Source organism: Neorhizobium sp. AL 9.2.2, assembly GCF_013317225.1.
Taxonomy (GTDB): domain Bacteria; phylum Pseudomonadota; class Alphaproteobacteria; order Rhizobiales; family Rhizobiaceae; genus Neorhizobium; species Neorhizobium soli.
In genome coordinates this window covers 20,334-34,779 of the sequence record NZ_JAALXU010000010.1, presented here as the reverse complement: position 1 = coordinate 34,779, position 14,446 = coordinate 20,334, and the positions used below count along the sequence as shown (strand labels likewise).

The window sequence follows — 14,446 nt, the reverse complement described above, 5'->3', positions numbered from 1 at the left end:
CATTAGACGTTCGCCTTAAAGTCGGGGCATCATGTCCCGACCAGGCCGAAGCCGGCGGGGTGATCATAGCATTGCCAACCTCACTATACCCCATCTGACTTAACATGACCGTGAGTTCGTCGTCAGCGGATCGGTCGCGCCGGATTTCCGACAACCGTAACCCCGGTCGCCACACTCCGGGTTACTACCGAGCCCGCGCCCACGGTCGCTCCGTCGCCGATAGTCACCCCGCCAAGTATTATGGCACCTCCTCCGATCCAGACATCCTTGCCAATGGTGATAGGCCGCCCAATTTCGAGCCCCGCCTTGCGTAGGGCCGCATCTTGGTGGTGTTCTGGACAATACATCTGGACTGCAGGTCCAAACATCGTGCCGTCGCCTACCGAGACCAATGCGGTATCAAGTATGACGCAGCCTGCGTTGATATAAACGCGGTCTCCAAGTTTGATATTCATTCCGTAGGCGCAATGGAATGGTGACTCGATGAACGCATTACCCGGCTCGGCAAACAAGACGCGAAGTTCTGGGGCCATTGCTCCCCGCTCGTTTGGCGGCATACTATTGTGAGCGTGCACGGCAAGTCTCGCCAAATTTCGCAGCGCATCGAGTTCAGGATCGATGCAGCAATACCACTCTCCCGCTTCCATCTTCATGCGTTCGCTTTTCAAAAGCATACCTCCGCTCGTGCCAACGGACGCGGTCTTAAACTCTTACGCTGCAGCAGGGCAATGCTATTGCGGGAAACACATTTCCTAGGAAACTCTCGACCGAGAGCATTCCGTCACAGCGTGAGAGTTTTTTGCTGGACCAAGCCGAACGCCCGCTTTTGTTCTGCGTCTAATCGGCGTTTCGTTCACTTCACTTGTGTCTGAGACGGTACGATAGTATTCGACGACTTCCTGCCGGTGAACTTCCGCGTCGCGGGATGCTGGTCGTGATCGGCAACGTCCTGTCGCCGCTGGCTCGCTGGATCGTCATCGATCTCCACCTCATGACGATCCGGCAGGCAACGACCCGTCTGGCCGATGCGGGAGGGCCGGTGAAGATCGTAAGCGAACGTTCCGATGCCTTTTCGTATGACGAGCGGCGCAAGGTGATTGCATCCGGAAATGAGGTCTGATCATGCCGGATTACGATCCGCCAGTACTCGGTGAGCCGACAGACCACCGGTGCAGCATCGCCGTGTTCGATGGCGACGACGTCCTGCAGGAGGTTCGCACCGATTGTCCGAGACCACGTTTCCTCGCAGTTCTGGAAGCGTTGGCGGTCCGCCAACCGGCGAGCCAATTTGTAGGAGCATGCGCCGGCTCCTCCTTCCACGGAGGCGTCGATCGGCTCAGCGCATCGCGAGCCCGATGGCACGCTGGTCCTATGGCTGCGAGCCAAAAGCGAAGAAGGGTCCGTTGTCGGACATGGTGAGTTTCGCTACTCCCCGAGCGATCAGAACTATGACCGTTTGCTGCGCCATTTGGGACCGATCCCGCCGGGCGGTGAGGTTCTTGTTTTACCGTTTCCACCACGCTGGCCAGACGAAGTTGCGTCGCCTCAGCGACCAAGGTCGTAGGTCGCCGTCGCAATCACCTCGGCGCGGTCACGTTGTGCGCCCGGCGCGTCGGCACGGCTGAGGACCAGCGCCAGCTTTGGCTCCTCGCGCAGTCGAAAGAAGGTCGAGACCATTCCCTCTTGGCGCTCCTCGCCGATGCGCTCCCAGCGATCAGAGGAGTCCGGCGAGGCGGCCATGGCTTCGGCCGCCGGCTGGAAGTCGACCCCGCCGCCGCCCGTGATGTGGCACATCGGGATGTCGCGCGAGACCACCAGCGCGTAACCCTCGTTGGGTCCGGCATTGATCCGCCAGTAGCGGTTGCCACGCCGGAGGGGCTCAGGGGGGAGGAGCGGCTCGGGCAGTTTCTCGGTCTCGTACACCGCGCTGCCAAGATCGATGGCCGCGAGGAAGCGCGTCGGATTGTTCAGCCAGCTTGACGGGTCGAGGACCCAAGTCTCGCAGCCGCGCAGTGCGCCCTCCAGGCCGCTGCGCAACGGATCCGCGACAGGACCATCCTGCGCCGATGCGGATCCGGAGATGGCAAGTAGCATCGCGGCGAGCAGCAGGCGGAACAAGCGTTCCATGTCGATGCAACACCTCATGCGCAGCATTATCGGTTCTCCAGACCACGTGAGGCGCGCTCAGCTCTGATCATGCCAGCTTCTCGCCCGATCTGGTCTCGAAGGTCCCTCAGTCCTGCCCGCATCCGCTCGTGTACAACCGGATCCAGCGAAGGATCGGGATAATGTGCGTCCCAAAGAAGCACGGCGTCGATCGTCCGCTGGAGCTTGGGGATATCGCCGAAAGCCCAATTATTGACGGGCGGCCCAAGTGTCTCGAACAGCGACGAGAACAGAGCGGGTTCGCCGGTCGGGTCCTGAGCTGGGCCGCCGTTCAAGCGTGAACGCCAGCGAAGTTGTCCGGCATAGAACCAGAACGTCGCCTCGTCACCCCTCCCCGCCTGCATCAGAGGTGCCGCACGCAGCATGATTTCGCCGGGCAGCGCGTTACCCGCGGTCTCGGCACCTAGCGGCAGGGCCGGCTCCTCTGCGAAGGCAGGTGATGGACCAACAGGAAACAGGGCTGCCGCGATGAGCTGCGGGAGGATGGTGCGATACGACATGCGGCGCGGTGGCTCTCTACGGCTTCTGTCGATACAGGTTTAGGCAATGAAGAAGAAAAGTGAACGGCAGTCTAGCGAGCAATAGTGGAACGGTTTAGAACGGTCACTTCCGGTGACCCATCCTTCGCAAAAGTCGGTCGCGAATGCTAGCTTTCGTGGCGCTTGATCCGGCGCCAAATGACCCCTTTCGGCCGATTGCGGGTAGTGACAGCTAAAATGCTTGTGATGGCATTCGAACTCGATACCAAGGGTGACCGCCAATATCTACGCATCAGGAAAGCGTGGACGTATTGTTTCAGTAAGAAGCTTATTAACTGGCTGAACAAACCTACTAGTCAATGCTATCTGCCGATACACGGCTTCGTCGACCGCCGGTTGGCGCAAGTGCCATTTGGGACGACGCAAGTGAAGCACGAACAGAGTTCCCTGTTTGAAGGACATGCTCGCGCATGAGAAGCGCCGCCCGCTTCCCGTCTCTCTTCTCGAGCGCTTCTAAGATGTCTTCGTGCTGATCCGCAGATTGCTTCCAACGATCGCCTATATCCAAAGCCTTAAACCTTGCTCGCTCGACTTGAACGATGACTGAGGCATGTATCTCGATCAGTACAGGATTGTGCGACATGCCCACAACCGCAGTATGCAACAGCTGGTTTAGCGCAAAATAGGATCTCCTATCTCCCTTTTCGAAGAAACCGACCATGCGTCTGTGCTGCTTGGCGAAGGCGGCTATTTCCTGATCGGTCGCGCGCGCACACGCCAGTTCGATCGCCTGACTTTCAAGGATCGCCTGAGTTTCAAAAAGATAGACCACCTGGTCTGGCGAGAGATCGGTCACGGCAGCACCGCGGAACGCATGGAGTTCTACAAGCTTTTCGGCGGCAAGTGCCTTCAGCGCCTCCCGGAGCGGCGTTCGAGACACTCCCAACTTTTGACTGAGTTTAGCCTCGCCGATCCACTGTCCCGGCTTCAGTTCATGACGGATGATCATATCACGAACGAGGCCTGTGACATCTTCATGCATGCTTCCCCGTAAACGCCTCGGAGCAACCTTAGTGCTCGCCATTTTCGGACTCATCGAAATCCCCGTTGTGGTTAATATATCTATGTTTCAATGTGATATCGAAATTATAATGCAATATTCACATTGTGTCTTGCATCGCAAATTAGTTGGTCTAGGCTTTCGCATCAATGGCCATGGGTGGCGTCAGGCACGCTCAGGCAAAAAAAGGGAACGGACAATGATATCTGGAATTAAGCGCAGGAAGACGTTTGGACTGATCGCAGCTGCTACGCTGACCGCGACGTTGATGACCTCCACGGCCGCTCTCGCACAAAGCAAGGGCAGCATCACCGTTTCGGCGGTCTCCAGCTTCAAGCTGATCGAGGCGCTAGTGCCAGAATTTACCGCCGAGACCGGCATTGCCGTCGATCTTCAGATCCTTCCCTACGACCAACTTCGCCAGCGCTCCACCGCAGACTTCGTCAGCGGTACAGCTAATTCCGACGTTTATGCCCAGGACATCGTCTGGCTCGGCGAGTGGTCGAAGAACGCCTATGTCAGGCCACTGGATGACCTGATCGCCAGAGATATCACACCTGACGATCTGAAGGACGTCCTGCCGGGCGCCTTCGATGCGGTCTCCAAGCAAGGCGGAAAGACCTGGAGTTTTCCGGTCACCGCCACGTATTTCCTGATGTATTACCGCATCGACCTTTTCAAACAGGCTGGCCTTGCCGAGCCCGTTATCTTTGCGGATATCAACACTGCTGCCGAAAAGCTGACAGCAAAAGACAAGAACCAGTACGGCATAGACATGCCCTACAAGCGCGGCGAATCCTTTGCGACATGGTTCCTGGCTGCCTATGCAGGCGCCGGCGGGAAAATCCTGAAAGACGCCCCGACCGACTTTACACCAACACTGGATTCGCCTGTGGCAGCGCAGGTTCTTAAGAACTACATCGGTTGGCTGAAATCGGCGCCGAACGGCGCGATCGGACACGATCGTCCGGACCAGACGATTGCCATGCAGACCGGCAAGATTGCAATGGCTGCCACCTTTTCCGTCAATGGTACGGAGTTTGTGAAGCCTGAGGTTTCGTCGGTTGCCGGCAAAGTGGGATATACGACGATGCCGAGGCTCGAGGCATCGCAGAAGCCGGTCTATCCGTTCGGCGGTTTCGGCATGGCGATCAACGCCAAGACGGAGAAGGTCGAAAACAGCTGGGCCTTCATCAAGTGGCTGTCGAGCGCCAAGGTCCAGACAAAGCTTGCCCTGCTGAACGGCACACCGATGCGCTATTCAGCATTGCGCGACGCGGCTGTACAGGCCAAATTCCCGTGGATGCTGGTTGTCGACAAGGCCGAGCAAGCCGGCCAGGTCTCGCCCGACTTCAGGCCGCGTTATCCGTTCTGGCCGCAGATCGTCGAAGCCCTCGGGCTCCAGCTCAATAGTGCGGCATTGGGAACGGTCACTCCGGAAGATGCACTGAAGACGGCGAACGAACAGATCCGTAAGGCGATCGTCGCCGCCGGCTATCCCGTCAAGTAAAACCGACTTCAGCGCGAAAGCGACCAATGACCATACCTGTCATCACATCGGCTATTGACGCTGACAACGAGGAAGCGCGCCCAAGGCGCGTTTCCAATACAGCCAACCTGTTTCTCATTCCGGCAGGGGCCATGAGCGTGCTGCTGATCGGCCTGCCCCTTCTTGGCCTGCTCGTGACAAGCCTTTTCGAGTTCAACCTGACGCAGATGGCGATGTACCGCTTCGTCTGGTTATCGAACTACGTTACCATCGTCCAAGATCCTGCCTTCTGGCATGCGCTTCGCGTCACGATTGCCTTCGTCATCGAGAGCGTCGCGCTCCAGATCGTCGCCGGTGTTGCTATCGCCCTTCTCTTTGACCACCGCCTTCCCGGGCTGTCTCTCATTCGGACACTGTTCCTCGCCCCGATGATGATCGCACCCGTGTTTGCCGGCATGATCTGGCGCTTGTTCCTTTCGGACGATTTTGGTCTCGCGAAATACCTGCTGCAGCTGGCCGGGTGGAGCGAGCCTCCGTTGTGGCTGTCCGACCCCGCCTTTGCGATACATGCGGTGGTCATCATCGTCTCGTGGCAATGGATTCCCTTTGTCGTTCTCTTCTGCCTCGCCGGCCTGCAGATCATTCCGCGCGATCTCTATGAAGCGGCCAAGCTCGATGGTGCCGGTCCGATCCGCCGGTTCACCGCAATCACCCTGCCGCTATTGATGCCCATCATTTCGACAGTCCTGGTGTTCCGCGTCATCGATGCGTTAAAGGTCTTCGATGTGATCTATGCAACCACCGGCGGCGGCCCGGGAGACAGTACGGAAACCCTGTCCTATCTCGTCTATCAGCAGGGCATGGGCTTCTTCAACATGGGCTACGGGGCCGCCTTGGCGACCGTGATGCTAATCGTCGTCGCCACCCTGGCGCTCATTCTGATCAAGTTCAACGAACGTATCGCGAAAGGGAGAGCGTGATCATGAAGATCTTCCGCATCGCCTGCGTCTATGCTGCCTGCCTGGCGGTTCTCGCAATCTTCCTTGCGCCGATAGCGTGGGTGGTGGTCATCTCGCTCAAAATGCGCGGCGACATCTTCACCTGGCCACCAACCTTTTTCGGCTTCAAACCGACCATGATCAACTACGTCAACGTGTTGAGCGGGTCCTCCAAATTCCTACTCTACCTCGGCAACAGCCTGATCGTTGCCAGCGTGTCCACCGTTGTCGCGGTCTGCATCGGCACTCTTGGTGCATTTGCGCTGTCCGGCCGACGTAAGCGCAGCTCGAAGCTATGGTCGTACTGGATGCTATCGTTTCGAATGATGCCGCCCGTTGCTTTGATCATTCCTTATTATTTCCTCTACCAGAAGGCCGGGATGCTCGGCAGCCTCAGCGCGATCGCCATTAGCCATAGCGTCTTCAGCGTCGCCGTGGTGCTGTGGATGACGAAGAACTTCTTCGACGAGGTCCCTTCAGAAATCGAGGAGGCCGCCATGGTCGATGGCGCATCCGAATGGCAGACCTTCCGATACATCATCGTGCCGATGGCAAAGGCTGCCATCGCTGCCTCCCTGATCTTCGCCTTCCTCACCTCATGGAACGAGTTCCTGTTCGCGGCCATCTTGTCGAACACGAAAACCTATACCGCTCCGGTGGCGATCTCGAGCTTTGTCGGCGAGGTCTATGTCAGCTGGGGCGAGCTGGCTGCGGCAACCATTGTCGGCATTCTTCCCGCTCTCGTCGTGGTGTTCTTCGGACAGCGCTACCTTCTGGTCGGCCTTGCTCCAGGCGCGGTCAAGTAGCCCCTCGTCCCGGCGATCCAAACAGATTTGAAAGTAATAGCGATGGCGTCAGTCTCGATAGAAAAAGCCTCCAAGCGATACGGTTCGTCAAAGGTCTTGCACGACGTTTCGCTGGACATTGCCGACGGGGAGTTCGTCACCCTTGTCGGACCGTCCGGCTGCGGCAAGTCGACCTTGCTGCGGATGATCGCTGGCCTCGAAGACATCAGCGGCGGACAGATCCGCATCGGCAGCAAGATCGTCAACGATATCGCGCCGAAGGAGCGGGATATCGCCATGGTCTTCCAAAGTTATGCTCTCTACCCGCACATGACTGTCGCAGAAAACATGGCCTTCTCGCTGAAGCTCAGCAAGATATCCAAGGCGGAGATCAAGGCCAAGGTTGACAAGGCCTCGGACATCCTGGGCCTCACCCCTCTGCTGGACCGATATCCCAGGCAGCTCTCCGGCGGACAGCGGCAGCGCGTCGCCATGGGCCGGGCGATAGTCCGAGACCCATCCGTATTTCTCTTCGACGAGCCACTGTCAAACCTGGATGCCAAGCTGCGCGTTGCGATGCGCACTGAGATCAAGGCGCTGCATCAGCGCCTGAAGACGACGACCATCTACGTCACTCACGACCAGGTGGAGGCCATGACCATGGCCGACAAGATCGTGGTCATGCGGGACGGCCGCATCGAGCAGGCAGGACGGCCTCTGGAGCTTTATGATCATCCGGCAAACCTGTTCGTCGCGCAGTTCATCGGATCGCCGTCCATGAACATGCTTCATGGCACGATCGGCGCGGAAGGTTTTGCCACCGCGGACGGGCTGCAGGCACCTCTAGAGCCCAATCACAAGACCCTGTCGCGCCCAGCGATCTACGGCATCAGGCCAGAGCATCTTGCCATTGCAGATTTCCCAGCGCCGGACACGCTTGCCGTCACCGTCGATGTCATCGAACCAACCGGTGCCGAGACGCAAATCTTTGCCCACTTTGGCGCCACCCCGATCGTTGCCGTGGTCCGCGAGCGGATTACCACCAATCCGGGCGACCGGCTATTCCTCCGGCCGGATATGGAAAAGCTGCATCTTTTCTCCGCCGACGGAAATAGCCGTCTTTGATATTCGCACTGCGGAGCAGGAAATAAATGCGATCTAACGACGAAAACATGACTGGCGAAGGAAGATCCATCCGGATCGGCATGCTGACGCCATCATCCAATACTGTGCTTGAGCCCTTTACCGCCAAGCTGATGGAGCCGCTTTTTCCGGATGTCTCGGCGCATTCCACGCGCTTTCGCGTCACCAAAATCGCACTCGACGATACTGCCAACAAGCAGTTCTCCCTGGCGCCAATCCTGGATGCCGCCGAACTGCTGGCCGATGCACGTTGCGATGTGATCGCCTGGAACGGCACCTCGGCAAGCTGGCTCGGCTTCGACACCGACGAGGTCCTCTGTGCCGAGATTGCCGCGAGGACAGGGATCAAGGCGACCACCGCCATTCTCGGCTTCAACAGGATTCTCGAAAAACTCTCGGTCAAAAAGCTGGGACTGGTGACACCTTATACGCCCGATGTGCAGGCGAGGATCATCAGCAACTACAAGGCCCACGGCATCGAGATTGTCAGTGAGCAGCATAGCGGACTGACGGACAATTTTTCGTTTGCGACCATATCCGAGCAGACGATTGAGGATATGTGCGTCCGTGCGGCGGTGGCAAAACCGGATGCGATCGCGATCGTCTGTACCAACGCCCGTGGGACATTCGTCGCCCCGAAACTCGAAGAGCAGCTTGGCATCCCCGTTCTCGATTCCGTGTCCTTCACCCTGTGGGCCTGTCTCGATGCCTTGAATGTGCCGATGGGCAGGCTGTCAAAATTTGGATCGATGTTTTCGCGATGACCCGTACGACTACCATAACCGTCATTAACCCAAATACGACCTCTTCCGTCACGGATCTCCTTCTGGCCTCGGCGAGAAAGGTTGCCGCGAGCGATACCGTACTTCACGGCCTGACTGCACCCAGAGGCGTCCCGTACATCTCCAATCCGATAGAAGGGTTGATCGGCGGCGTGATCGCATTGGAAATGATGGCCAATGAGCAGCAGGATACGGACGCGAACGCCTTCATCCTGGCAGCCTTCGGCGATCCCGGCCTCCTTGCGGCAAGGCAATTGTTTGAGGTCCCGGTCATCGGCATGTCAGAAGCGGCAATGTTGACCGCATGCATGCTCGGCAAGCGCTTCGCGATCGTCACCTTCGCAAGATCGTTGGCGGACTGGTATCAGGACTGCGTCGAGATGCATGGCTTGATGGGCCGCTTGAGCGGAATTCATTCCAGCGACACCCCATTCACGGATCTAACCACCGTCCAGGACGAAGCCGAGGAATGCCTGGTCAGGCTGTCACGGGAAGCCGTAGCCGCTGGCGCGGACGTGATCATTCTCGGCGGCGCTCCCCTGGCAGGTCTTGCGGAACGCGTCGGGGGACGGATACCCGTTCCGACAGTCGATCCAATTTCCGCGGCGGTAAAACAGGCAGAGGCGATCATCGCCCTCAAACCGCGAAAGCCGTTGGCGGGTTCGTTTCGCCGTCCTGATGCCAAGGCGACATCCGGCCTTCATCCGATGCTGGCGGCAAAGCTTGAACATCTGGATCTGCGCAACAGTCTGACAGATTGATGGGGCCCATGGGGGAACAGTATCGATGACGAAGTTCGATGTAGTCATTCGCGGCGGTACCGTCTCCACCGCGTCCGAGACATTCGTCGCCGACGTTGGCATTCGCGACGGCAAGATCGTCCAGCTGGGATCCACGCTCGGTCCGGGGCTTGAGGAGATCGATGCGAAAGGGCACTTCGTTCTGCCCGGCGGCATAGACAGCCATGTTCACATTTCCCAGCCGTCCGGCGATGGCATCGTCATGGCCGATAATTTCGAAAGCGGCACCCGCTCTGCCCTTTTCGGCGGCAATACGACGCTGATGCCCTTTTGCCTGCAGCAGAAAGGCCAATCACTGCGCGATGCCCTGACCGACTACCACCAGCTCGCCGACGGTAACTGCTATACAGATGTGGCGTTCCATCTCATCGTCACCGATCCCACCGAAGCTGTGATCGGCCAGGAACTACCGGCACTGGTCGCCGACGGATACACGTCGCTCAAGGTTTTCATGACATACGAAGGCATGCGTCTGAACGATGCCGACATACTGCGGGTGATGGATACATCCCGGCGCACCGGCGCCCTGGTCATGGTTCACTGCGAAAACGAGGATGCAATCCGCTATCTGATCGGCCTTCATGAGGCCCAAGGAAACCTGGCGCCCACGGCGCATGCCACGACACGACCGATTGTTGTCGAGCGCGAGGCGACCCATAGAGCCCTTTCCTTGGCCGAGGTGGTAGACGTCCCGGTCGTCATCGTCCATGTGTCCAACGGCCCGGCCATCGCCGAAATTCGCGCAGCCAAAGCCCGCGGATTGAAAGTGATCGGCGAGACCTGCCCGCAATATCTGATGCTGACGGCTGATGATCTCGACGGAATGGACTGGGAGGGGGCTAAATTCGTCTGCTCGCCGCCGCCGCGGGACAAGGAAAGCCAGGAAGACTGCTGGAACGGCCTGGAGCAGGGCGTATTCGATCTCTTCTCATCCGATCATTGCCCGTTCCGTTATGATGACCCGCAGGGTAAGCTCAATCCGAAAGGCAAGACGAGTTTCCGCCATATCCCGAACGGCATTCCCGGCGTCGAGCTGCGCCTGCCGATCCTGTTTTCGGAAGGCGTGATCAAAGGGCGGATCGACCTGCCCCGTTTCGTTGCTCTGACCGCCACGAACCACGCCAAGGTCTATGGACTGAAGACCAAGGGAAGCATCGCAATCGGCATGGACGCCGATATCGCCATTTGGGACCCGCAACTTCGCCGGACTGTGCGCCATGCCGACCTTCATGACGGCGCGGATTATTCTCCCTATGAAGGCCTGGACATTACCGGCTGGCCGGTCACCGTTCTTCTTGGCGGCCAGGTGATGGTCCGCGAAGGGAAACTTGTAGGCCGAAAGGGTGCTGGATCTCACAGGGCCAGAACGGCCCGCCAATCGACAGAACACAGGAAAACCGCATGACCAAGAGAAAGCTCATCCTTGACGTCGACACGGGAACCGATGATGCGGTTGCGATCATGCTCGCGGCGCTGCATCCCGATCTCAATCTTCTCGGTGTGACGACCGTCAACGGCAATGTCGAAGTCGAGTACGGCACCAACAACACGCTTCGGGTTCTAGATTTCATCGATCGCAGCCAGGTGCCGGTTTTCCAAGGCCTTAACAAGCCGATGTCGCGGGCCGACTTTCCCATTCCCAGAGCCCTGAAATGGAATTCTGGCGTCCACGGGAACGAATTGGACCTGCCGGCACCCCGAACGGAGAAGCAGAACAAGTCCGCAGTCGAGTTCCTGGTCGAAACCTACCGGGCGACGACCGAGCCGATCTCGCTTGTCGGCGTCGCCCCGCTCAGCAATATCGCGACGGCAATCGCAATCGAGCCGAAGATCATCGAACGCGCCGACGAACTTGTCCTGATGGGCGGTGCCCACCATGTCGGAAATACAACGCCCTGCGCGGAAATGAACATCTGGGCTGACCCGGATGCGTCGGCCGCAGTCTTCCGCGCCGGGTTTAAGCGCCTTGTTTGCATTCCGCTCGATGCGACGCATCAAGCTCTCGTCTCACGCGCGGTCAGCGATGCTCTTAAGGCGCTTGGCACGCCGGCCGGAATTGCGGCGGAACGTTTCATCGGACGCCGTATCACGGCCTATGATGCCAACCAGCCGATGGATGAACTGGGACATGCCCCTGTTCACGATGCCCTATGTATTGCCTATCTGGTCGACCCGACGGTCATCACGACGCAATTCCATCACGTAGCCGTGGAGACACAAGGCGAATTGACTATCGGCCGCACCGTCGTGGATATCGCACGAAGGGGCAAGGACGAGCCGAACTGTCATTTCGCCTTCGGCGCGGACCGGACAAAATTCTGCGACTTCATGCTTGAGACGTTCAGGGGATAGCTGCGTGCGACGACGCGATCGGCAAGCGGCACCAACAATGTACGTGTCTCCCCGCGGCCGAATTGCTAGTAACAATTACTCACGCCTTGAGACGTATCGAACCATCGACACGTGGTCCGGCGCGAATAAGTAGATGATTTACGGCTCTTTTCGACGTTCTGATTTCGTTGCGGCATAAGCTACTCTAGGGAATTCATCTTGCTTAGGCATTTACGAAATTCACCTTTTTGCGTCAACGCACAACCGGATACCCAGGGGTGTTCAAAGTGATGCGTGACGCAAACTTTGCCTGATCGCACGGGCTCGTTAGATGCTGCAAAATACGAAGAAGTTGCAAACCGGGTGATAGCTGGAAAAGAGCGAGCTTACTGATCGAAGCCGCTGAGTCAGATATTCAGCTCATCTCGTGTTGGAATTTCAGCTCAGCAAATCGACCACGGTTCTCGCGAGACCCATCGTACCAAACGCAATCGAGCGATCGTCGGGCTGATAGATTGGACTGTGCACCTTGTCCCGCCGGCCCGGCTGCGATGAGCCCACGAGCAAGCGGAATGACGGCACCATTGCGGCCATGCGCGCGAAATCCTCGCCTCCCATGCTTGGCTCGAACTCTATGGACGTCAGCTGTGCGGCGATCGCTTCGACCGTTTTCGTCAGCGTGCCCTCATCAGTGACGATGCAGGGCGTTTCCACGGGTGTAGGTCAGGTCGCAGGTCGCTCTAAATGGCAACCATTCACGGTCTTCGACGGCTCTAGGTGCCGACACGTAGCCTCGATAGGTCGTTGCCTGAAGGACACAGACGGAGTGCCTTAAGTCTACACCGGAACGGTCTTCGAACGTCCGAAGAAAGTGCCCGCCTCTGATCACGTCTCGATGGGCAACGTCGTATCTTTCCGACCCGGATCGCGCCAGGTGGAACATACATGTTGACGTGCGACGACAACCATTTGCGGACGGATCACCACGGATGAGGGTTCAGGACGATGAGTTGCTTCGTGCTCATGCGTGGCCGAGCGAGTTCCCTGTTGGTAGCCGCCATCTGCTCGACCTCTCGAAGCTTCTTTTGGTGGATCCCGGCCTCCGTCGTGACACTCTCCATCTTGGCACGTCGCGGTAAGAGTTCTGTGACGGTCGTATATATCGCTGGATAAACGTTGGCGTACGGCTCGCTCGAGACGGCGCCGCAGGCGGAAGCGATGAACTCCGGTCGCTCCTAATTCAAGTTCCCAGTCAGGCGCTGAACCCGGCATAGTAGATAGCCGTGGGGTATCCGGACGCGAATATTGTGCCGTCGACATGGTGACGACCGACACCAGAAAACGCGCGTTTCGAGCAACCACAACTTCCAGCAAACGCTCAGGGTAATTCAGGTCGTGGGTTCAGCGCCGTTACCTGATCGGTCATAGCCTTGCGCTCCGATAGAACTGCGCGCACTGTCGATGACAGAAGAAAGGACGGCCTATGTCGCACTGGGATGCAGAGCAGTTCTACGACGAGAACGACCATAGCGAGACTGACGTGACCGCACTTACGAAGCCCGTCACCTATCTCAACAGCTGGCTCCCGGTTGTTCTGCGGACAATTCTTCGTGATGACCTAACGCTCTACGGCTTCAGCGTCACCGTTCACACTGGTGATGGATCGGTTCTGCTTGACGGGAGTCAGCATACCGCACTTCTTTGCATCCAGGAACGGAAGAACGCGGAGACAATGGGAACGAGATCGAGAGCATATAATACCAACAGCCAATTGCGTCGCGCACATCCGTCACACGCTCCGGGTGCGTGTCCCCAGCCACCGTACCTCGGTCCCAGCCCTTCAACAAATTGCACTTTCACTCCGTTCAACGTGCAGTCCACTGGCCTACAGCAAGCCATATCTATCACGGCATTGCAGCTACGAGTACGCTTCACATGGCAAGCCACACGCCTGCGGCGATTCAATCCTGAGGTATAGAAAAGGAGCGAAGAGCAATGCGCTCTACAGACTTACTTCTAAATTGCCGCGTCATGTTGGACCGAACAGCCTGGTGAATCCGTCCGAGACATTTCGACCGACAACGGCTACATGAAGAGTTCGCGATTGATACGAACGAGATAATCGGCGTCGGAATTGGTCCCGTCCGCACCCACCCTTTCCTGCACGGCTGCGACAGAAAGGTCGCGGCGTCGCCGTAGCCGTAGCCGTGTTCTGTCAGCAGATGCCAACCCTTCGACAAGCTTCGCCATCGCTAGATCGTGCAGTAAGACAGCGTGCCGGGCTGTTATCGCCAAGACTCGGTGAGGATGCCCGCATCTACCGGGTCGAAACCCGTGTCCTCAAACAAAGCCATCGCCACCCTGCGATACCTGTCAGAGTCTCCCGCGACCGGGATGGCAATCCCCTGTTTTT

15 protein-coding genes are annotated in these 14,446 nt (G+C 58.1%); 9 read left to right on the top strand and 6 right to left on the bottom strand.

Going from position 1 to position 14,446, the window contains the following annotated elements:
* Nucleotides 1-122 precede the first annotated feature (122 nt).
* Entirely contained in the window at nt 123-674 is a 552-nt protein-coding gene (locus G6K99_RS22015; RefSeq protein WP_174197948.1) for a sugar O-acetyltransferase, read from the bottom strand.
* Between the two features lie 260 nt (nt 675-934).
* Here G6K99_RS22015 and G6K99_RS22010 point away from each other — a divergent pair, with 260 nt between their 5' ends.
* Nucleotides 935-1,120, top strand: a complete 186-nt coding sequence (locus tag G6K99_RS22010) for a hypothetical protein (RefSeq protein WP_174197947.1) — start codon at nt 935-937, stop codon at nt 1,118-1,120.
* 425 nt (nt 1,121-1,545) lie between these two features.
* Here the strand turns inward: G6K99_RS22010 and G6K99_RS22005 are convergent, their stop codons facing one another.
* The 3 genes from G6K99_RS22005 to G6K99_RS21995 all read right to left on the bottom strand — a co-directional run bounded on the left by G6K99_RS22005 (nt 1,546) and on the right by G6K99_RS21995 (nt 3,687).
* Nucleotides 1,546-2,154 carry a hypothetical protein gene (locus G6K99_RS22005; protein ID WP_174197946.1) on the bottom strand — a complete coding sequence of 203 codons (609 nt, stop codon included), beginning with the start codon at nt 2,152-2,154 and terminating at the stop codon, nt 1,546-1,548.
* Complete coding sequence (locus G6K99_RS22000; protein WP_174197945.1) at nt 2,154-2,666, bottom strand: hypothetical protein; 513 nt, start codon at nt 2,664-2,666, stop codon at nt 2,154-2,156. The genes G6K99_RS22005 and G6K99_RS22000 overlap by 1 nt, the downstream gene beginning before the upstream one ends.
* Before the next feature lie 331 nt (nt 2,667-2,997).
* Nucleotides 2,998-3,687, bottom strand: a complete 690-nt coding sequence (locus G6K99_RS21995; RefSeq protein WP_174197944.1) for a GntR family transcriptional regulator — start codon at nt 3,685-3,687, stop codon at nt 2,998-3,000.
* A gap of 217 nt (nt 3,688-3,904) precedes the next feature.
* Here G6K99_RS21995 and G6K99_RS21990 point away from each other — a divergent pair, with 217 nt between their 5' ends.
* Genes G6K99_RS21990 through G6K99_RS21955 form a run of 8 tightly spaced genes read left to right on the top strand, consistent with a single transcriptional unit; the run spans nt 3,905 to nt 12,054 of the window.
* Nucleotides 3,905-5,215, top strand: a complete 1,311-nt coding sequence (locus tag G6K99_RS21990) for a sugar ABC transporter substrate-binding protein (protein WP_174197943.1) — start codon at nt 3,905-3,907, stop codon at nt 5,213-5,215.
* A gap of 26 nt (nt 5,216-5,241) precedes the next feature.
* Nucleotides 5,242-6,174, top strand: coding sequence for a carbohydrate ABC transporter permease (locus tag G6K99_RS21985; RefSeq protein WP_174197942.1), 933 nt, complete (start codon nt 5,242-5,244; stop codon nt 6,172-6,174).
* 2 nt (nt 6,175-6,176) lie between these two features.
* Entirely contained in the window at nt 6,177-6,998 is an 822-nt protein-coding gene (locus tag G6K99_RS21980) for a carbohydrate ABC transporter permease (RefSeq protein WP_174197941.1), read from the top strand.
* 42 nt (nt 6,999-7,040) lie between these two features.
* Nucleotides 7,041-8,102 carry an ABC transporter ATP-binding protein gene (locus G6K99_RS21975; RefSeq protein ID WP_174197940.1) on the top strand — a complete coding sequence of 354 codons (1,062 nt, stop codon included), beginning with the start codon at nt 7,041-7,043 and terminating at the stop codon, nt 8,100-8,102.
* A 26-nt stretch (nt 8,103-8,128) separates the two neighbouring features.
* A complete protein-coding gene (locus G6K99_RS21970; RefSeq protein WP_244631589.1) occupies nt 8,129-8,884 on the top strand; it encodes an aspartate/glutamate racemase family protein in 756 nt (251 codons plus the stop codon).
* On the top strand, nt 8,881-9,663 hold the full coding sequence (locus G6K99_RS21965) for an aspartate/glutamate racemase family protein (protein ID WP_174198026.1): 783 nt from the start codon (nt 8,881-8,883) through the stop codon (nt 9,661-9,663). Before G6K99_RS21970 ends, G6K99_RS21965 begins: the two co-directional genes overlap by 4 nt.
* Nucleotides 9,664-9,688: 25 nt before the next feature.
* Complete coding sequence (gene hydA, locus G6K99_RS21960; protein ID WP_174197939.1) at nt 9,689-11,107, top strand: dihydropyrimidinase; 1,419 nt, start codon at nt 9,689-9,691, stop codon at nt 11,105-11,107.
* Complete coding sequence (locus G6K99_RS21955; RefSeq protein ID WP_174197938.1) at nt 11,104-12,054, top strand: nucleoside hydrolase; 951 nt, start codon at nt 11,104-11,106, stop codon at nt 12,052-12,054. The genes hydA and G6K99_RS21955 overlap by 4 nt, the downstream gene beginning before the upstream one ends.
* 417 nt (nt 12,055-12,471) lie before the next feature.
* Here G6K99_RS21955 and G6K99_RS21950 read toward each other — a convergent pair whose 3' ends face one another.
* Nucleotides 12,472-12,747 (bottom strand): hypothetical protein, encoded by a 276-nt coding sequence (locus G6K99_RS21950; protein WP_244631588.1) that lies wholly within the window; start codon nt 12,745-12,747, stop codon nt 12,472-12,474.
* Between the two features lie 1,371 nt (nt 12,748-14,118).
* Nucleotides 14,119-14,283 (bottom strand): hypothetical protein, encoded by a 165-nt coding sequence (locus G6K99_RS23355; RefSeq protein ID WP_174197937.1) that lies wholly within the window; start codon nt 14,281-14,283, stop codon nt 14,119-14,121.
* Between the last annotated feature and the right edge of the window lie 163 nt (nt 14,284-14,446).

Excerpts from the sequence above, each read along its gene's own strand:
- G6K99_RS22015 (WP_174197948.1), bottom strand. The coding sequence starts at position 674 with ATGCTTTTGAAAAGCGAACGCATGAAGATGGAAGCGGGAGAGTGGTAT.
- G6K99_RS22005 (WP_174197946.1), bottom strand. The coding sequence starts at position 2,154 with ATGCTGCGCATGAGGTGTTGCATCGACATGGAACGCTTGTTCCGCCTG.
- G6K99_RS22000 (WP_174197945.1), bottom strand. The coding sequence starts at position 2,666 with ATGTCGTATCGCACCATCCTCCCGCAGCTCATCGCGGCAGCCCTGTTT.
- G6K99_RS21995 (WP_174197944.1), bottom strand. The coding sequence starts at position 3,687 with ATGCATGAAGATGTCACAGGCCTCGTTCGTGATATGATCATCCGTCAT.
- G6K99_RS21990 (WP_174197943.1), top strand. The coding sequence starts at position 3,905 with ATGATATCTGGAATTAAGCGCAGGAAGACGTTTGGACTGATCGCAGCT.
- G6K99_RS21985 (WP_174197942.1), top strand. The coding sequence starts at position 5,242 with ATGACCATACCTGTCATCACATCGGCTATTGACGCTGACAACGAGGAA.
- G6K99_RS21980 (WP_174197941.1), top strand. The coding sequence starts at position 6,177 with ATGAAGATCTTCCGCATCGCCTGCGTCTATGCTGCCTGCCTGGCGGTT.
- G6K99_RS21975 (WP_174197940.1), top strand. The coding sequence starts at position 7,041 with ATGGCGTCAGTCTCGATAGAAAAAGCCTCCAAGCGATACGGTTCGTCA.
- G6K99_RS21970 (WP_244631589.1), top strand. The coding sequence starts at position 8,129 with ATGCGATCTAACGACGAAAACATGACTGGCGAAGGAAGATCCATCCGG.
- G6K99_RS21965 (WP_174198026.1), top strand. The coding sequence starts at position 8,881 with ATGACCCGTACGACTACCATAACCGTCATTAACCCAAATACGACCTCT.
- hydA (WP_174197939.1), top strand. The coding sequence starts at position 9,689 with ATGACGAAGTTCGATGTAGTCATTCGCGGCGGTACCGTCTCCACCGCG.
- G6K99_RS21955 (WP_174197938.1), top strand. The coding sequence starts at position 11,104 with ATGACCAAGAGAAAGCTCATCCTTGACGTCGACACGGGAACCGATGAT.
- G6K99_RS23355 (WP_174197937.1), bottom strand. The coding sequence starts at position 14,283 with ATGGCGAAGCTTGTCGAAGGGTTGGCATCTGCTGACAGAACACGGCTA.